Raw genomic sequence first — 20,068 nt, forward strand, 5'->3', positions numbered from 1 at the left:
AAGTTTTTTTACTTTCTCTCTTTTTTCTTTGGGCTAGCCCAAAGAAAAAAGAGAGAAAAACGATCCCAAAAAATTGCACTTACTAATGGAATTTAAGTAAAAAGAACGGCATAAATCATATACTAAAAAAGTTGTTCAAATAATCCACATCATTTTTACGATATAATTTAAAGTTCATCACTTCATATCTATTTAATTATTAATGCTTTATAGTCCTAAGTAAATATAATGCTAATGCTAAAAAAATCGCATTTGGGATGATGACTGCTGTCAATGGGGATATTCCCGAGGTTTCGGCAAGTGTTCCAAAAACACGATCAAAAAATATAAATATAAATCCAATAGCGATTCCAAACGCTAAGTTTGCTCCCATTCCCCCTCTGCGTTTTACAGAAGAAACCGCTACTCCAATAAACGTAAGGATGAATGCCGTAAACATCAATCCCCAACGACGATATTTCGTTAATAAATAAAGATTTATATTAGGAGAACCCTTCATTTTTTCTCGTTCAATAAATTTGTCAAGTTCAAAAATATTTTTGCTTTCAGCAGCATATTCAACAGGCATCAAATCGTCAATAGTAAAAGCAAACAAGGTGTCAAGCTCATATCTTTTTTCTAAAATCTCCCCTTGTTCAGTGAGTGTTCTTTTGACGTAATCCGTTAAACGATATGTTTTTACACTGTCATTTTCGATCCACTTAATGGATTGTGCCATAATTTTGTGTTTCAAGTGTACTCCGTCAAAATGCTCTACTGAAAAGTTATATCCTGTTTTGGTTTCATAGTTGAATGAACTCACGTAGAGATAGTCATTTTCGGAGAACTGGTTGTACAAATCAGTCACACTGGTAGTATTCTTACTTCCTAAATATTTATCGTAGAACTCATTATAAATCTTACTGGCTGCAGGAGTTATGAACATCCCCATAAAGAAAACAATGATCGAAATGATTGTAGCTCCGATGAGATAAGGCTTCAAAAATCGATTGAATGAAATTCCTGAACCAAGTATTGCAATAATTTCAGTGTTATTAGCTAACTTGGAGGTAAACCATATGATAGATAAAAATAAGAAAATTGGAAATAAAATGTTGGCAAAATAGATAGTAAAACTTGCGTAATAAATCAAAATTTCGTCAATAGGTGCATTCCGACTTATCATCTTATCCACTTTTTCCGACAAATCCACTACAATTCCAATAGGAATAAAAAGAATGATAAGCGTAAAAAATGTGGCTAAATAGCGTTTTAATATGTACCAATCTAATATCTTCATACTCATTTTATTTCAATAATAACCATACTTACAAGCGGGTACTCATTTGTCGTATCATTTGTTCTTTCCAAATGCTGAAATCACCGGCCAAGATGCGTCGTCTGGCTTCTCGAACTAACCAAAGGTAAAATCCTAAGTTGTGAATCGAAGCAATTTGTTTACCAAGATATTCATTGGCAGCAAAAAGATGTCGCAAATAGGCTTTGGTATACTGCACATCCACAAACGTATGTCCATCAGGATCAATGGGTGAAAAATCATCTTCCCATTTTTTATTTTTGATATTAATAACCCCTTGTGAGGTAAAAAGCATACCATTTCGAGCATTCCGCGTTGGCATCACACAATCGAACATATCAACCCCTAACGATATGTTTTCTAATATATTGATAGGAGTTCCTACTCCCATCAAATAGCGAGGCTTATCCTTAGGGAGAATATCACAAACTACTTCGGTCATTGCATACATTTCCTCCGCAGGTTCCCCTACGGACAATCCGCCAATCGCATTTCCGTCGGCTCCTTTGGAGGCAATGTATTCCGCTGATTGTTGGCGTAAATCTTTATACACCGAACCTTGTACAATGGGGAATAAACTCTGAGAATAGCCATATTTGGGAGGTACTTTTTCCAAATGAGAAATACAGCGGTCAAGCCAACGATGCGTCATCGCCAATGAACGTTTTGCATATTGATAATCACAAGGATAGGGAGTACATTCATCAAATGCCATAATGATATCTGCTCCAATACTGCGCTGAATTTCCATCACATTTTCGGGTGAAAAAAAATGGTATGACCCATCAATATGACTTTTAAATTTTACACCCTCTTCTTTAATTTTTCGGTTAGCCGCCAAAGAATAGACCTGATACCCCCCGCTATCGGTTAGAATATTTCTGTCCCAATTCATGAACTTATGTAAGCCCCCTGCTTTTTCTAAAATCGCAGTTTGCGGACGTAAATACAGATGGTAGGTGTTTCCTAAAATAATATCCGGATTGATGTCCTCTTTGAGTTCTCGCTGATGCACCCCTTTCACCGATGCTACTGTACCTACTGGCATAAATATAGGGGTTTCAATCACTCCATGGTCTGTGGTGATTTTTCCTGCTCGAGCCTTCGTTTTTTCGTCTGTTTTTAGTAATTCAAATTGCATATTTTCTCGTAAGTCAAGGCTTACAACTTTTTTAAAATGAGTTCAATTCGGCAAAAATACGAAATCAATTACGAAATGCGAAAATTAAATGTAAAAAAATATGCTTGAGGGTTGAATCTAAGTGATCTTTATCAGAAAAATATTTTTTGACTATTTTTAAATATACACTATCTTTGCCAACTCATAGTTATATTCAAAAGAAACATGGCAAAAAGAATTACAATCACAGCGGCATTGCCCTACACCAATGGCCCCATTCATATCGGACATTTAGCAGGAGTATACGTTCCTTCGGACATCTACGCACGTTATCAACGTCTGAAAAACAACGATGTAGCCTTCATTTGCGGAAGCGATGAGCACGGTGTAGCTATCTCTATTAAAGCAAAAAAAGAGGGAATCACTCCACAAGAAGTTATCGACAAATATCATGCTATCATCAAACAATCTTTTGAAGATTTCGGAATTTCATTCGACAATTATTCCCGAACTTCCCTACCCATACACCACAAAACAGCGGCTGATTTTTTCAAAAAACTCTATGACCAAAATGATTTTATAGAGGAAGTATCACAACAACTCTATGACGAAAAAGCACAGCAATTCTTAGCTGACCGTTTTGTGATAGGCACTTGCCCAAAATGCAACAATCCTGAGGCGTATGGTGATCAATGTGAAAAATGTGGTAGTTCCTTAAATGCCACAGACTTAATCAATCCAAAATCATCTATCACAGGTACTACTCCTACCATGCGTGAAACCAAACACTGGTTTTTACCCTTGAACAAATACCAAAAATTCATCGAAGAATGGATTTTGAAAGGTCATAAAAAAGACTGGAAGCCAAACGTTTACGGACAAGTAAAAAGTTGGTTAGACGATGAGTTGAAACCACGTGCAGTCACACGCGACCTCGACTGGGGAATTCCGGTCCCCGTGGAAGGTGCTGAAGGTAAAGTACTTTACGTTTGGTTCGATGCTCCCATCGGCTACATCTCTTCAACCATTGAATGGGCAGAACGAGAAGGTAAAGACTGGAAACCCTATTGGAAAGATAAAGACACAAAATTAGTCCATTTCATTGGTAAAGACAATATCGTATTCCATTGTATCATTTTCCCTGCCATGTTGAAAGCCGAAGGATCGTATATTTTGCCCGAAAACGTACCTGCCAACGAATTTTTAAATTTAGAAGGCGATAAACTTTCTACATCTAAAAACTGGGCTGTTTGGCTACATGAGTATCTGCAAGACTTTCCAAATCAGCAAGATGTATTGCGTTATGTTTTAACAGCCAATGCACCTGAAACCAAAGATAACGACTTCACTTGGAAGGATTTTCAAGCACGAAATAATAATGAATTAGTAGCTATTTACGGAAATTTCATAAATAGAGTGATGGTTTTAACACAAAAATATTACAACGGAAATGTACCAACACCAAATGAATTTTCGAACACAGATTTACAGGTATTAGCTACGTTAAAAGAATTCCCGAACATAATATCTAACTCTTTGGAATCCTATCGCTTCCGTGAGGCATCACAAGAGTTGATGAATTTAGCTCGTTTGGGAAACAAATATCTCGCTGATGAAGAACCTTGGAAACTTATCAAAGAGAATCCTGAGCGTGTAAAAACACAAATGTATATCGCTTTGCAAGTTGCAGGAGCTTTAGCTGTCTTAAGTGAACCTTTTTTGCCTTTTACAGCTGAAAAACTATGCAACATGCTTAACTTTAACAATTTACAGACAAAACCAACATGGAACAGTATCGAAATAGATCAACATATCATTCCTGCTAATCACACGTTAGGGAAATCTGCTTTGTTATTTGAAAAGATTGAAGATGATGCTATTGAAAAACAATTAGCCCGTTTGGAAGCTACGAAATCAGCAAATAAAGCACAAGTTGTAGGCAATATTGAACCTCAAAAAGAATTGATTTCATACGAAGATTTTGCAAAAATGGACATCCGTATCGGAACTATTTTAGAGGCAGAAAAAATGCCTAAAGCTGACAAATTATTAATTTTAAAAGTAGACACAGGAATTGATGTTCGTACCATCGTTTCTGGAATCGCCACAAGTTTCAATCCACAAGATATTATCGGCAAGAAAGTAACCGTTTTGGTTAACTTAGCTCCAAGAAAATTGCGTGGTGTAGAAAGCCAAGGAATGATTTTAATGGTTGAAAATACAACAGGACAATTTGTATTCCTAAACCCTGATGCGGATCAAATTTCCAATGGAACGCCTGTGAAATAGTTTAGAAACTCAACGTTCGTATCCTCGTTAATCAGAGATAAAAGAAAATGCATCAAATCTAATTATCACAAACACATTGAGTTTCGAACTTAGTTTAATTTATACCTTTTATAAATAAGTTTTAACTGTAAACAATCTAAATACATATAACTCATTTTCAGTTATTTAAATTGTTTCTATATTCATTTCATCGTACCTTTGCATCAGAGTTTAGAAGTTAAAATAATGTTGAATTAAAAAATAAAAGGTTATGGCTATCAGATTGACAAACGGTTGTGTAAACTGCCAAAATTTACAGGAAAATAATGTATGTAGTGTTCACCATACAAAAGTAGAAGCTAAATATACTTGTGACAGCTTCGATATGACAGTAGCAGCGAAAGATGCTATCAGTTGTGGTACATGCGTTCGTTTCAAGACTGCACAGTGCGCCCATCCAGCAAAAGCATCTGCTGAAATGTTATGCTCGTCATGGGCTCCAGGAGCAAAAGCATAATTTGTTCATATTAAATAGACTGATTTTTTAGAAAAGCTACTCTTTAAGAGTGGCTTTTTCTTTTTACATAATTTTCTATTTTGCTAAATTTATTCCTATATTTGCCATACAAAATGGAACCTCAATGAGTTTATATCGAAAAATTACGGAGGAGACTTCGGCTTATGATAATCTTGAAGAAATGGACGTCAATTCTTTGCTCCATAACATGAATAACGAAGACCGAAAAGTACCCGAAATGGTTGCTTTAGCCATTCCTCAAATTGAAAAATTAGTGACCGCCCTAATTCCTCGTTTTGAACAAGGCGGACGGCTTTTTTACATTGGAGCAGGAACCAGCGGACGCCTTGGAATCCTTGATGCCTCTGAAATACCTCCAACCTACGGAATGCCCCACGATCGAATAATAGGACTTATTGCAGGTGGCGACTCCGCTATCCGAAAAGCTGTCGAATTTGCTGAAGACGATCCTTTACAGGCTTGGAAAGACATTACTCCATACTCCCCTACTCCAAACGATTGTGTAATTGGTATAGCTGCTTCTGGAAGTACTCCTTACGTGATTGGTGGCGTACGAGAAGCCCGTAAAAATGGATTGCTCACAGCTTGTATAATCAATAATCCAAACGCTCCGCTTTCCAAAGAGGTCGATATTCCTATCGAAATAAATGTAGGTGCTGAATTTGTCACAGGAAGCACTCGAATGAAAAGTGGTACTTCTCAAAAGTTAGTACTTAACATGATCTCAACCGCTCTTATGATTAAAATTGGTCGAGTGAAAGGTAATAAAATGGTCAATATGCAATTAAACAACCACAAATTAGTGGATAGAGGTATCCGATTTGTTATGGATGAACTCCAAATAGATTACCCCATTGCTGAACAACTTTTAAAAGAAAATGGTTCAGTAAAAAAAGCAATAGACGCATACCGCAAACAACTATATTAACTGTTACGAAAAAAAGCTATAACATAGCCTTTATCATCCTTGGATTGCCATGCAAATCGTTACGCAATTGAACCTCGGAAAAGCCTTTGGCATATAACATGTTAACAGTCTCAATTCCTAAATATTGATTAATTTCAAAAAAAAGTTTTCCCTTGGGGGCTAGTGATTTCTGAGCCAAATCAGCTATTTTCTCGTAGAAGATAAGTGGATTTTCATCGCTTACAAACAAAGCCAAATGAGGTTCATAACCCAATACATTTTGCTTCATTTCTTGTTTTTCCAAATTGCGAACATATGGGGGGTTCGACACGATAATGTCGTATGTATGTAACAGGGTGTCTGTTTGTAAAATATCTTGATGTATAAAACGGACAGAGACTCCATTTTCTACTGCATTTTTTTGAGCTATACTAAGAGCCTTTTGTGAAATATCCAAGGCACTAATCTTTGAAGCAGGTCTTTCTTTAGCAATTGAAATAGAAATACACCCACTGCCACACCCTATATCCAATATATTGTATTGTTGATTTTCAGAGGTTTCATCAAGAATCCAAGCTACCAACTCCTCGGTTTCCTGCCGTGGAATCAGTACACCTTCATTTACAAAGAAACGATTTCCGAAGAAGAAAGTTTCTCCAAAAATATATTGAATGGGTTTTTCAATAAAAAGTTCATCAATTGCGGTCAAAATACACTGCTTTTCATCGACAGAAAAATCTTTATCGGGATACAGATGTACTTCAGTTCGAGAAGAATTCGTATAAAATTCTAACAAAAGAAAATAGAGGGATTGTAGTTCCCTCGATTCGTATTTCTCACTTAATTTATAGACAAGATACTCTTTTAATTGTCTGAAATTCATGGATTTAATTTAACCTCAATTCCTGACCTACTTGTAAATTATTACTTGTAATGTCATTCAAATTATTAAGTTTCATAATCTGATTAACGGGTACTTTTTGTTCTCTCGAAATTTTGTAAAGCGTATCCCCTGCTTGTACCACATAGTAAACTGGACTTCCTTCAGTTGATGGTTTTGCAAATGTCTCTACAGACTGAATCACTGGTTCAACTGCTTTAACGCTGTCTTTTTGAGTCTGTTGGGTACGCAAAGCGTCTGTAATAGCAATCCCTTGATTATCAGCCTTGATCACAAGATTGTCATACTCATAGAGTTTATAACGCTTAATGATAGCAATCAACTTTTGAGCATATTGAGGATCGGTGGCATATCCTGCTTTTTTGAGTCCATGAGCCCATTTTTCATAATCGTTGATAGCTAAAGTGAACAACGAAGCATAGCGACTGCGATTTACCAGAAACTGTGAATGGTCTTCAAACGATTCAAAAGCATATTTATAACGGCGGAAACATTCTCCCTTTTCATCATCATCATGAGTAATCGTTTTACCTTTCCAAGCAGAATGACACTTGATTCCGAAATGATTATTGCCATACCGTGCTAAACGTCCTTGCCCTGAAGCACTTTCTAAGATTCCTTGAGCTAAAGTAATACTTGCTGGAATTCTATAACGTTGCATTTCTACCATTGAAATTTCTTTGTAATCCTCTATATATTTGAGTGTTACAGCAGTTGTCACAGGCATTGCTGGTGGAATTTCATGATATATTTCCTCCGAACTTTCGTATTTCTTTAATTTCTCATTGACAAGTTCTCTAGTCTTCTTGTCAATATTTTTAGGCATAGGACGTTGTCCTCGATGAGTTACTTTTTTGGGATTTTTCGGATTTTTGTAATATCTTGAAGAACAAGACGCTAAAATCGACAAAAACGCCAACAAAAATAGTATTTTTTTAAACATAATTCAAGATTTCTTTACTTTTCCTTAATCTCCTCTCATTAAATCCTGCAATTCCTTGCAAACCTCCTGTATGAATCGCAAGTATTTTTGTATTCGGTTCAAAATACCCCTGGTTTGCGAGGGCAAAAATAGCAAAAATCATTTTACCCACATAAATTGGGTCTAAAGAAATATTCGTTTTTTCGTTAAAGTTATTCAAAAATCGTATTAAATCATCGTTAATCTTTGCATATCCGCCAAAATGATAATCGTGTATGAGCTTCCAATTGTTTTTTGAAACATATTTTTTAATGACTTCTTCTAAAAATTTTCCTTTCAAAGCAGGAAACCCCAAAACCTTCTGATGTGGAAAACTGCTGTTTATCAATCCTGCCATAGTTCCTCCCGTACCAACGGCTGTGCAAATTACATCAAATGAAGCATCATCGGAAATCAAAATTTCTTGACAACCCTGTACAGCCAGAATGTTTGTCCCTCCCTCTGGTAACACATAAACATCTGTACCATAACTGTGTAACAAATTATTTAAAAACTCTAAGCTGTCTTTTAACCGATATTCTGTTCGGGTTACAAATCGAAATTCCATACCACAACGCTGTGCAAATCTTAGGGTTGGATTTTCATGAATTTTGTCGCACAACTCTTCCCCACGAATGACACCGATGGTTTTCAATCCCATCAACTGTCCTGCAGCAGCAGTAGCGGCAATATGATTGGAATAAGCTCCTCCGAAAGTGAGTAATGTATTTTTTTGCTGTTTTTTAGCTTCTAAAATATTGTATTTCAACTTCCTAAGTTTATTCCCTGATACAAACGGATGATTTTTGTCTTCTCGTTTTAAATACAAAGAAATTCCATTGGGCAAATGTAAATTAACTTGCTGATTTTCAACAGTTATGTCAGAAAATATATCCATCATATTTCAGAAAATATTTAACTCCTAAAAAACCTCAAAAATTCCGGCTGCTCCCTGACCTGTACCCACACACATAGAAACCATTCCATACTTCTGGTTATGGCGTTTCATTTCATCAAATAGTTGCACTGAGAGTTTTGCTCCCGTACACCCTAACGGATGTCCTAAAGCTATCGCTCCTCCATTCACATTAATAATTTCAGGATTCAAATCCAATTCTCGAATTACTGCTAAGGTTTGTGCCGCGAAGGCCTCATTCAACTCAATCATTTGAATGTCACTGAGTTGTAACCCTGATTGTTTCAAAGCCTTAGGAATAGCTTTAACAGGCCCAATCCCCATAATACTTGGTGGTACACCTGCAACGGCATATGTTATCAATCGAGCTATAGGATTAATATTCAGTTTTTTGACTAATTCCTCACTCATCAGCAACAAAAAAGCAGCTCCATCACTTGTTTGGGAAGAGTTTCCTGCCGTAACACTACCTCCTTTTGCAAAAACAGGTTTTAGTTTTGCTAATGCCTCTAATGAGGTATCACTACGTGGCCCTTCATCAGTTTTAAAGGTGTATGTTCGTGCGGTACGAATCCCATTTCTAAGTAGCACTTCCTCTACTTGAATAGGTGCTATCTGACCCTCAAATCGTTTTTCGGTCAGAGCTTTGACTGCCTTTTGATGCGATTGAAACGCGAACATATCTTGATCTTCTCGCGAGATATTAAACTGACAAGCTACTTTTTCGGCGGTAAGTCCCATTCCCCAATAGAAATCTTCATTCCCTTGCATAACTGATTTATAATCGGGTGAAGGACGGTATCCTCCAAAAGGGATATAACTCATACTTTCCACCCCTCCTGCTATGATGCAGTCTGCCATACCAGACTGAATTTTTGCCATTGCAATAGCAACACTTTCTAGTCCCGATGCACAATATCGATTAATGGTCATCCCAGGCACTTGGTCGGTCTGCAAACCCATTAAGGAAATAATCCTTCCCACATTTAGCCCTTGCTCTGCCTCGGGAACAGCACTCCCTACAATGACATCATCAATCATAGTTTTATCAAAATCAGTCATTTGTGAAATCATATAGGCAATAGTTTCAGCCGCTAACTCGTCCGGACGCTTGAAACGAAGCAATCCACGAGGAGCTTTTCCAACAGCCGTACGATAGGCTTTTACAATATAGGTTGCTTTCATAATGTTGCTTATTTAACCATAACATTCAACAACGAAGACAAATTCTTGTGCTAACTGACCTTATTTTTCAAAAGTTTATTTTAAAAAATAGAGATACAGAACTTCTAAAATTTGGATTCTTGAAGTAATAATATCAACAAAATCAAATTCTGCGAAAAAACGATTATTTAGAAATCTTTTAAGGTGCTGATAAACTTCCTCGAAATAATTTCATCTTGTTGCAACTGAGCTTTTAAAGCTTCTATTGAATCAAATTTTTGTTCAGTGCGATGGTATTGTAAAAAATAGATTTGTAGGGTTTCTCCGTATATATCTTTATCAAAATCAAAGAAAAACACTTCGATAGAAGGCTCTTTGCCTGGTATAGTTGGATTCTTTCCGATACTCATCATGCCATATATCTTTTTGCCACTGATGATGCTATAAACGATGTAAATACCATCTTTGGGAATTAGCTTGTACGGAAAATCTACCTGAATATTAGCTGTGGGGAAACCTATTTCCCTACCAAGTTTCATGCCGTGAACAACTTGTCCGGTAATCAAAAAAGGGCTTCCAAGGTAGTCCCATGCTTTCTTCACATCGCCTTGAGCTAAGGCTTCGCGTATTTTGGTAGAACTAACCGATACTTCATTTATTTCCTTTGCTGAAATTTCTTCTACTTCAAATCCGTATTGTACTCCAAATTGACGCATATCATCAATATCAGCTGTTCGATTTCGCCCAAAGCGATGATCGTACCCAATCACTACTTTTTTCATATTCAGAGTTTTAACTAAAAACTCCTCCACAAATTCCCGAGCCGACATTTGTGAAAATTTTTCATCAAACGGATGGGTTATCAATTGGTCTATACCTAACGTAGACAACTTCTGACTTTTCTCTTCCAAGGTATAGATCAATTTCAAATCATTACAGTGTTGTACTACCATTCTCGGATGTGGAAAAAAAGTAAAAATGGTTGAGTACCAATCTCTTTGGTTAGCTTCTTCCACCAACTTTCGAATAATTTTTTGATGCCCCAAATGCACCCCATCAAATGTTCCGATGGTAATAACACTTCCCTTGGAGGCTTTGAATTTGGAAATATCGGTTATCTCTTTCACGTACAGTTGTTATATTTTCTTGTAGTTGGCTTGAGATTGTATACTATCTTTGCATACAAAAATCTTTACCAGCTAGAAATTCAGGTGAAACTCTATTTGTTGGTCGTTAAACTTTTAAACTAAGCGTAAAACGATTTATAAAGTTCGGAATATTTTTCTTTAATAATACGACGTTTTAGTTTCAAAGTTGGGGTCAGATGCCCTGCGTCAATGCTCCACTCATCGGGTGTAAGTCCAAAAACTTTGATCTTCTCCCATTGCCCTAAATTCTCGTTAGCCCGCTCAACCTCTTTTCTAATTCGGTCAAATAATTTTTTGTTGGCTATTATTTCCTCATTGCTACTTTCAAGATTAATTCCACGACGTTTTGCCCATTCTTTTACGAAAGGGAAATTCAATTGAATGATTGCCGCAGGCATCTTTTCTCCCTCACCCACCACCATGGCTTGTTCAATGAATCTGGATTGTTTCAAAAGACTTTCAATACGTTGTGGCGTAATGTACTTTCCTCCCGATGTTTTGAAAATTTCTTTCTTACGGTCGGTGATTTTTAAAAATCCTTCTTTGTCCAACTCCCCAATATCTCCTGTATGGAAATAACCATCAACAATAGCCTGTGCAGTCATTTGAGGATCTTTAAAGTAACCTAACATCACGTTGTCTCCTTTACAAAGAATTTCGCCGTCTTCAGCAATTTTCACCTCAACATTGTTGATAGGTTTTCCTACAGTGCCTATTTTCAAATATTTATCTGATTTTCGATTCACAGAAATTACGGGAGATGTTTCTGTAAGTCCATATCCTTCAACGATATTCAATCCTGCAGCACAAAATACTCGATTTAAACGATTTTGTAATGCGGCACTTCCCGATACAATCAATTGCAGTTCTCCCCCCAAGGCCTCCTGCCACTTTTTGAATATCAATTTACGAGCAATTCCCAATTTAAAACCATACCAAAAACCATTCGCTCCATAAGGTTTATATACAAAGCCCAAATCCAACGCCCAGAAAAATAATTTCTTTTTAATGCCAGAGAGTTCCGTACCTTTGGTATAAATCTTATCATATACCTTTTCAAGTAAACGCGGAACGACTGTCATCAAATGAGGTTTTACTTCCTTAATATTTTCTCCCATTTTTTCAATGGATTCAGCAAAATGAATTCGCATGAAATTATACTGATAGAAATATGTCAGCATACGTTCAAAAATATGGCATACAGGCAAAAAACTCAAACAACGAGAACCTGCTTTTATGGGAAGCCTGTCTTCACAGTTTAACACATTGGAAATTATGTTTTTATGTGACAACATCACTCCTTTCGGACGATCTGTTGTTCCTGAAGTGTATATGATGGTAGCTAAATCTGTTCCATGAATTTGTTTTTTATAATTTTCAACTTCGGGTTGGTTACTTTCATCAACACCCAAGTTTAAAATTTCTTTCCAACTGTGTGCATAAGGAACAGTGTCAAAGGTGTAAATCCCTTTCAAATGAGGTAATTTATCTTGAATTGAGGTAATTTTATCAAGCAATTGTTTATCAGAAACAAAGCAATATTTACATTCTGCGTGATTGAAGATATATTCGTAATCTTCCAATGAAATAGTTGGATAGACGGGTACGTTTTGAGCACCTATTTGCAAAATACCCATATCTAAAACGTGCCACTCAGTGCGATTATTGGATGAAATGACTGCTATTTTATCATCTTTTTCCACTCCTAAACGTAGCAAACCTCGACTAACTTGATTTATTTTTTGAATATAGGTTTCAGTGGACGTTTTTTCCCATTTTCCGTCGTATTTTGTTACGAAAGCATCTTCCAAAGGAAAGTTTTTTAGCTGATAATACGGAATATCAAACAAACGGGTAACTTCATTCATTTTGCTCAAAATTTTAAAATCAACACGCAAAGTAACAATAAAAAGTGGTAAAAACAATTTTTTTTGACATTTTTTTGTCGATATTTGGATTTAACTTTTTTATTATTGATTGATTTACAGAACAATAAATCAGATGAAATATAAAAAAACAATACAATCATAACATTAGTATTTTAGCATTAGTAAAGTTTTGTAAAACGATTATTCAAATTTGATTTGTACATTAAAACAAACCAGAAATGACAACACTTTTTGAAGATAATCTTCTTAATTTGAGCAATATAACGAAAAAATAAAATATTTTCGGTAAATCATTAGTAGACTATCTTTACAAAACAAATTATGGTTACATATAAATTGTCAGTGAAATTCTTTACGAATACAATTCTGTTTTCTGTAGGATTTGGCACCTTTTTTACTATATTTGTGCTTTAAGAATCTGTGGAGCATAACTCTACCGTTATTTATATTTCACAAAATCACAACCTTATTATTTAACTATCAACGCTTTATACAACAATACCTAGATATTTTATGAAGAGATTTACATTTTTACTATGCATCGCCTTTTTAAGCATTACTTTCGGACAGGAAAAAATAAAAGTAACTTCCGTCTATGGCAGTGAAAACAAAGAGGTACAAGTTTTATTAGATTTTGAAAATATCTACATCCAAACCCTTACCTTTCACGGGGCTACTATCAAAGGCAAACATTATGAAGTTACAATTTCAGAGTATGAAAACGGAAACCTTGTAAGAACAGAAACACTATTTGATGGTTCGGAGTCTGATTATTTCAGAAATCAATCCAATACTTTGCCCCTTACATTCTTCTTTAAAATGGCAGACGGTAAATTTAAAGGATTTTTGCGAGGTGAACGCTTTGGTAGTAAAAAAGTATATTTTGATTTGAAAAGTGAATCGGATATGTACGTTTTAAAGGATTTCTTTGGTTCATCAAATGAATGGTTTTTTACGTCTGACACCAATAAAGCTACTGCTATTTTTGCTATCATTACCCCGAAAATCAATCCTGATGGCTCTGGCTCATACTGTGAAGTTGCCCAGTCAGATGTTGCTCCCGAACGTTTCGGTACGCACTTTCTCATTCCGCATTACTTTTTAGTGTCCATTCGATTTAAGGAAAAATAACCCGTAAACGACGCTTTCAAAAAGAAAACATAAAAAAAACAAAAGTACTTATTGAATTTTCTACAATAAATTCATACCTTTGCGGTAGATGACTTTGGTCAGAACACAAAATTTTTCAACTACAAAATAAATTGTAAATAGCAGAATCGCAATCATAGAAAAGAAAAGAAATTATGAAGAGAAGAGTTTTTATACGCAATGTGGGAGCTTCGTCCTTATTTGTGGGGTTGGGAGGTTTGTCGTTAGCAATGAAGCCTGATAATATAAAGAAAATCACTATTTTACATACAAACGATACGCATAGCCATATCGACCCACAACCTGCCAATGCTCCTAAGAACCCAAATCGTGGAGGCGTAGCACGAAGAGCTTATTTAGTTGAACAAATTCGTCGTGAAAACCCAAACACATTACTGTTTGATGCTGGAGATATTTTTCAAGGAACTCCTTACTTCAATTTCTATGGAGGAGAACTCGAATTTAAGTTAATGTCCATGATGGGATACAACGCCTCTACCATTGGGAACCATGATTTTGATAATGGAATTGATGGACTGTACGCTCAATTGCCTCATGCTAAATTTGATTTCTTAATCTCAAACTACGATTTTTCAAATACTCTAATGGACGGACACACAAATCCTTACAAAGTGTATGTGGTTGATGGTATTCGCATTGGAGTTTTCGGACTGGGGGTAAAATTAGAAAATTTGGTCAGCAAACAGAATTACAAAGAAACTGTTTATTTAGATCCTTTGGAAATCGCATTGGACATGGAGCGTAAACTCAAAGAAGAAGAAAAATGTGACTTAGTAATTTGTCTTTCCCATTTAGGATATGATTACGTAGATAGAAAAAATCAAATCTACGACCTTAAAATTGCAGAAGAAACGTCACATATAGACCTCATCATAGGCGGACATACACATACGTTCTTAACTGAGCCTACTTTAGTAACAAACAAAAAGGGGAACACCACCTTAGTAAACCAAGTGGGTTGCTTTGGAATTCAGTTGGGACGTATTGATTTTTACTTTGAAGAAGGTAAAAATACAGGTAATAAATCAGTTAGTATTGAAGTGTAGATATTAAAAAATGTCTACACTTCCCTTGCCCTCACGAACTACAACGGGTTCATCACCTGATAAGTCTATAACGGTTGAAGCCACGTTATCACCGTATCCTCCGTCGATAACGGCATCGACCCTGTTTTGCCATTTTTCAAAAATAAGTTCAGGGTCGGTAGTATACTCAATCAAATCATCCTCATCATAGATAGAAGTGGACACAATCGGGTTTCCAAGCCTTTCAACGATGATACGGACTATATTATTATCGGGAATACGGATTCCTACCGTCTTTTTCTTCTTAAAATCTTTCGGAAGATTATTACTGCCGGGAAGAATAAATGTATAAGGCCCAGGCAAAGCTTTCTTTAATATTTTAAACGTAGAACTATCAATCTGCTTAACATAATCAGAAAGATTGCTTAAATCGGCACAAACGAATGAAAAATTTGCTTTCTCCAACTTTATTCCTTTGAAACGAGCTATTTTTTCCAAAGCCTTGGTGTTAGTAATGTCACATCCCAATCCATAGACCGTGTCTGTTGGATAAATAACTAATCCACCTTCGCGGAGAATCTCCACCACCTTAGCTATCTCTTTCTCATTCGGATTGTCATTATAAATACGTATAAACTCTGCCATATTTTTAAGTTTTATGATTTATTGAATTACGGATTCAATGCTGCTTCAAGGCTTAAAATCCTTTTATTGCTTATTTACTGAATGTATCAATATTGTAAAGTCACCCAACGGAAACACCCTTGTAGAAATCGCATATCAAAAATAGACCACAATCGAAATCAATAAATAGACACGCAATTCCTACAAAGATGTTTTTATACAATCTTATAAAGTTTTGAATTATAACATTTTAAAATCACACCTATTCGTTAGGTTTCGCAAAAAAATGGTAAAACCATGGTATAGTTTCAATTCCTTTTAAGAAGTTGAAAACTCCAAAATGTTCATTAGGCGAGTGAATCGCATCACTATCCAAACCAAACCCCATCAAAATAGATTTACTACCTAATTCTTTTTCAAAAAGAGCTACAATCGGAATACTTCCTCCTGAACGCACAGGAATTGGGTCTTTACCAAAAGATTGCTTATAGGCCTTTGCTGCCGCCTGATACCCTACTGAATTTGTAGGCGTTACATATCCTTGCCCTCCATGATGTGGCTTTACAGTCACTTTGACTCCTGCAGGAGCAATACTCTCAAAATGCTCTTTGAACAGTTGTGTAATCTCTTCCCAATTTTGATTAGGTACTAATCGCATTGATATTTTAGCATATGCCTTACTCGGAATAACGGTCTTAGCTCCCTCACCAATATATCCTCCCCAAATACCATTTACATCCAAAGTAGGACGAATGGAATTGCGTTCGTTAGTTGAATAGCCTTCCTCTCCATAAACATCTTCAATGTCCAAGGCTTTTTTATAATTCTCCAATGAAAAAGGTGCTTTTGCCATTTGATTGCGTTCCTCTTGTGAGAGTTCTTCTACTTTATCATAGAATCCTGGTATGGTAACTCGCTTATTCTCATCATGTAAAGAAGCAATCATTTTTGTCAAAATATTTATCGGATTTGCTACAGCCCCGCCATAGAGCCCTGAATGCAAATCGCGATTAGGTCCAGTAACTTCTACCTCAACATAGCTGATACCACGAAGCCCTGTCGTGATTGAAGGTGTATCATTAGCAATCATCCCTGTATCGGAAATCAAAATAATGTCGTTTTTGAGTTTTTCGTGATTGCGTTTTACGAACCAACCCAAACTTTCAGAACCTACCTCTTCTTCTCCTTCAATCATAAATTTCACATTGCAAGGTAAATTGCCCGTTTTCACCATATATTCCAAGGCTTTAACGTGCATATACATCTGCCCCTTGTCATCACAAGCTCCACGAGCAAAAATAGCACCTTGTGGATGTTTTTCAGTGGTTTTAATCACTGGCTCAAAAGGATCAGAATGCCACAAATCAATAGGATCAGCAGGTTGTACGTCATAGTGACCATACACCAAAACAGTAGGCAATGCAGGGTCTATAATTTTCTCACCATACACAATTGGATAACCTGGGGTGTCACATATCTCGACTGTATCACATCCTGCTTTTTCTAAAGCATTTTTCACAGCTTCAGCGGTGTTTATTACATCTTGCGAATATGCTGAGTCGGCACTAATCGACGGAATTTTAAGAAGTTGAATCAGTTCATCAATAAATCGTTCTTTGTTTTCTTCAATATAATTTTTTACAGTTTCCATATATTTTTTGATAAATAAATCGCTCAAAGGTAAGAAGAATATCTAAAAGTTACAAGTTATTCATAAAAAAGATTGTCGTGCAGACTCAAACTCGAAGTGCAATTTTTTGTTCTCTGGCATACTACTGAATTGTCTTTTCACCCATTTGAGCAACGGCAAAGACTACGAAAATCATGGTAGTTAGTATTCTGTCAAAAGGAAATAACTTTCTTAATTATTGAGAAAAAAGAAACCAATTTCAGTATTTAACTACATATCTTTTTTATCTATTAGATTTTGATTTTCAATGTTTTTCGGTGATTTCTATCGGCATTGGAGACAAATTCCGCTCTGCGGAGTATACGAGAGTTAATTTTTAGTGAAGTATCCACATCCTTGAAATGAAATTCGCCGACCTTGTGGAGGCAATTTTGGTTTCACATACTAAGCCTTCGACTATGTTTCAACACAAAAGTACAAATATGAAAATAAATAATGAACTGAAAAAATAAATATGTATTTATTATTGAAATGGAGTCAATCCGAATTATTTAACGATGTTACTTACGGATTTAAGATAAAAATAATTGTCTTTCAGAACAATGGAGGTCTCTTCAGCTCTAATTAAAATCCGAAAATGCTGTATTTTATAGGCGAAAGATGTTTTGCTTGACTGAATTTATACATTGAGACAAGACTAAAAAGATTGATTCGAATTAAATCGGAAAAACATTTAAAATGAATTTACTATTCCTTAGAATCCCTGCTTTAAGATTCTAAATCACAACAACTCAAAATATTTCAAAAAAACACTATTTTGTTCGTACGGAAACAAAAAGCTAACTTTTGAAGAGTACAGATTAGGAGCTGGATACATTCAGAAATTTCTGACTGCCGTATGAATCGACTCGAAATTCTCTTACAGTTCTGTGGTTACTTTTGCATCCTACAAAGATCAAGGTGATACCTAATTGTAGAAATGGATAACAGTAATCATGATAGCTTCATTTGGAACACTCATATTGGTTTTTGTTCCTTTATCTGACGAAAACATTGAGATTATCAGGTCAGATAGGAACCTAAAACGTGCATTCCGCAAAAATACGGGTTTGATATCAAGTTTTAAATAATAGAGAGAAAATAATAAGATAAAATATTAAATTTCAATCGCTTAACATTACACTTGAGAAATAATCTTATAATTACTTGACAAAGCCTATTTTGAAAACGTATATTTGCAGACTTTTTATGGAAAAATATACGGTTTTATACATCACACAATGAAATTATCAAATTTTAATTTTGAATTACCTAAAGAATTATTGGCTGAATATCCGAGTGAAAATCGCGATGAAGCACGTTTGATGGTTGTACATCGAAAAACAGGATTGATTGAGCATAAACTTTTTAAAGATGTCATCGATTATTTTGACGATGGTGACGTTTTTGTACTGAACAACACCAAAGTTTTTCCTGCTCGGCTCTATGGTAATAAAGAGAAAACAAAAGCAAAAATTGAAGTGTTTTTACTTCGTGAATTGAATGCAGACCAGCGTTTATGGGATGTGCTTGTAGATCCTGCTCGAAAAATACGTATTGGAAATAAATTATACTTCGGAAAAGACGACAGTTTGGTTGCTGAAGTAATTGATAACACTACTTCCCGAGGACGTACACTCCGCTTTTTATATGATGGTTCTTACGAAGAATTCAGAAATAAACTCACAGAATTAGGTCAAACACCACTTCCAAAATATATTTCAAGAGCCGTTGAACCTGAAGATGAAGAGCGTTACCAAACTATTTACGCGAAACACGAAGGAGCTGTTGCAGCTCCAACGGCCGGATTACACTTCTCCAAACATTTGATGAAACGATTAGAAATCAAAGGAATAAATTTTGCAGAAGTAACTTTACATGTAGGTTTAGGCACTTTCAGTCCCGTAGAAGTTGAGGACTTGTCAAAACACAAAATGGACAGCGAAGAGATGTTCATTTTAGAAGACCAGACTGAGATTATCAATAAAGCCAAACGAGGTAAAAATAAAGTTTGTGCGGTAGGAACAACGGTAATGAGAGCTTTAGAAAGTTCTGTTTCATCAGAAAATACAGTAAATCCTTATGTAGGATGGACAAATAAATTTATTTTTCCACCACACGACTTTAGTATTGCTGATGCCATGATAACAAACTTTCATACACCAAAATCAACCTTATTAATGATGATTTCAGCATTTGCAGGACATGATTTGATTATGAAAGCATACAAGGAAGCCGTACAAGAAAAATATAAATTTTATTCCTACGGAGACGCTATGTTGATTTTGTAATAATACAAATAAAACTCAGAAAATGTGGTATTACACTGAATATCAAAAAAATATTTTACAAAAAACATACTATTTCTTTGGTTATTAGAAAAATAATATTTAATATTGCACGCTCTTAGATAGCATTTACAAGAGAATAAGAGAGAAAAATAATGTTTAATCATTCAAGTGAAAATTTGC

The 20,068-nt window shown here is 35.6% G+C and carries 16 protein-coding genes; 6 read left to right on the top strand and 10 right to left on the bottom strand.

Features of this window, described 5'->3' with window-relative positions; all coding sequences use genetic code 11:
* Positions 1–199 precede the first annotated feature (199 nt).
* On the bottom strand, positions 200–1,279 hold the full coding sequence (locus CGC52_RS01160) for an LptF/LptG family permease (protein ID WP_042008421.1): 1,080 nt from the start codon (positions 1,277–1,279) through the stop codon (positions 200–202).
* Between the two features lie 28 nt (positions 1,280–1,307).
* On the bottom strand, positions 1,308–2,438 hold the full coding sequence (tgt, locus tag CGC52_RS01165) for a tRNA guanosine(34) transglycosylase Tgt (protein ID WP_095893195.1): 1,131 nt from the start codon (positions 2,436–2,438) through the stop codon (positions 1,308–1,310).
* A 204-nt stretch (positions 2,439–2,642) separates the two neighbouring features.
* Between tgt and metG the strand changes: the two genes are divergently transcribed.
* The 3 genes from metG (at position 2,643) to CGC52_RS01180 (ending at position 6,151) form a co-directional block, all read left to right on the top strand.
* A complete protein-coding gene (gene metG, locus CGC52_RS01170; protein ID WP_095893196.1) occupies positions 2,643–4,706 on the top strand; it encodes a methionine--tRNA ligase in 2,064 nt (687 codons plus the stop codon).
* 250 nt (positions 4,707–4,956) lie between these two features.
* Entirely contained in the window at positions 4,957–5,202 is a 246-nt protein-coding gene (locus CGC52_RS01175) for a hypothetical protein (RefSeq protein ID WP_042008417.1), read from the top strand.
* A gap of 124 nt (positions 5,203–5,326) precedes the next feature.
* Positions 5,327–6,151: an N-acetylmuramic acid 6-phosphate etherase gene (locus CGC52_RS01180; protein WP_095894416.1), complete on the top strand. Its 825-nt coding sequence runs from the start codon at positions 5,327–5,329 to the stop codon at positions 6,149–6,151.
* A gap of 16 nt (positions 6,152–6,167) precedes the next feature.
* Here the strand turns inward: CGC52_RS01180 and prmC are convergent, their stop codons facing one another.
* The 6 genes from prmC to CGC52_RS01210 form a co-directional block, all read right to left on the bottom strand.
* On the bottom strand, positions 6,168–7,013 hold the full coding sequence (prmC, locus tag CGC52_RS01185; protein ID WP_095893197.1) for a peptide chain release factor N(5)-glutamine methyltransferase: 846 nt from the start codon (positions 7,011–7,013) through the stop codon (positions 6,168–6,170).
* A gap of 4 nt (positions 7,014–7,017) precedes the next feature.
* Positions 7,018–7,974 (bottom strand): glucosaminidase domain-containing protein, encoded by a 957-nt coding sequence (locus tag CGC52_RS01190; RefSeq protein WP_095893198.1) that lies wholly within the window; start codon positions 7,972–7,974, stop codon positions 7,018–7,020.
* Positions 7,967–8,893, bottom strand: coding sequence for a 1-aminocyclopropane-1-carboxylate deaminase/D-cysteine desulfhydrase (locus tag CGC52_RS01195; RefSeq protein WP_232751827.1), 927 nt, complete (start codon positions 8,891–8,893; stop codon positions 7,967–7,969). The genes CGC52_RS01190 and CGC52_RS01195 overlap by 8 nt, the downstream gene beginning before the upstream one ends.
* Positions 8,894–8,914: 21 nt before the next feature.
* Positions 8,915–10,093 carry an acetyl-CoA C-acyltransferase gene (locus CGC52_RS01200; RefSeq protein WP_095893200.1) on the bottom strand — a complete coding sequence of 393 codons (1,179 nt, stop codon included), beginning with the start codon at positions 10,091–10,093 and terminating at the stop codon, positions 8,915–8,917.
* Between the two features lie 167 nt (positions 10,094–10,260).
* Positions 10,261–11,199: a bifunctional riboflavin kinase/FAD synthetase gene (locus CGC52_RS01205; RefSeq protein ID WP_042346359.1), complete on the bottom strand. Its 939-nt coding sequence runs from the start codon at positions 11,197–11,199 to the stop codon at positions 10,261–10,263.
* 119 nt (positions 11,200–11,318) lie between these two features.
* A complete protein-coding gene (locus tag CGC52_RS01210; RefSeq protein WP_095893201.1) occupies positions 11,319–13,088 on the bottom strand; it encodes a long-chain fatty acid--CoA ligase in 1,770 nt (589 codons plus the stop codon).
* 534 nt (positions 13,089–13,622) lie between these two features.
* On the opposite strand from CGC52_RS01210, the gene CGC52_RS01215 reads away from it, so the two are divergent.
* The gene (locus CGC52_RS01215) at positions 13,623–14,240 is read left to right on the top strand and encodes a hypothetical protein (protein ID WP_095893202.1); all 618 of its coding nucleotides are present in this window, start codon (positions 13,623–13,625) and stop codon (positions 14,238–14,240) included.
* 173 nt (positions 14,241–14,413) lie between these two features.
* A complete protein-coding gene (locus CGC52_RS01220) occupies positions 14,414–15,325 on the top strand; it encodes a bifunctional UDP-sugar hydrolase/5'-nucleotidase (protein WP_095893203.1) in 912 nt (303 codons plus the stop codon).
* 3 nt (positions 15,326–15,328) lie between these two features.
* Here the strand turns inward: CGC52_RS01220 and CGC52_RS01225 are convergent, their stop codons facing one another.
* Both CGC52_RS01225 and CGC52_RS01230 read right to left on the bottom strand, forming a co-directional pair.
* Entirely contained in the window at positions 15,329–15,949 is a 621-nt protein-coding gene (locus tag CGC52_RS01225; RefSeq protein ID WP_042008567.1) for an L-threonylcarbamoyladenylate synthase, read from the bottom strand.
* 241 nt (positions 15,950–16,190) lie between these two features.
* The gene (locus tag CGC52_RS01230; protein ID WP_095893204.1) at positions 16,191–17,579 is read right to left on the bottom strand and encodes a dipeptidase; all 1,389 of its coding nucleotides are present in this window, start codon (positions 17,577–17,579) and stop codon (positions 16,191–16,193) included.
* A 1,259-nt stretch (positions 17,580–18,838) separates the two neighbouring features.
* On the opposite strand from CGC52_RS01230, the gene queA reads away from it, so the two are divergent.
* Positions 18,839–19,888: a tRNA preQ1(34) S-adenosylmethionine ribosyltransferase-isomerase QueA gene (queA, locus tag CGC52_RS01235; protein ID WP_042008564.1), complete on the top strand. Its 1,050-nt coding sequence runs from the start codon at positions 18,839–18,841 to the stop codon at positions 19,886–19,888.
* Positions 19,889–20,068 lie beyond the last annotated feature (180 nt).

Source organism: Capnocytophaga sp. H2931 (assembly GCF_002302535.1).
In the GTDB taxonomy this organism is placed as follows: Bacteria; Bacteroidota; Bacteroidia; order Flavobacteriales; family Flavobacteriaceae; genus Capnocytophaga; species Capnocytophaga canis.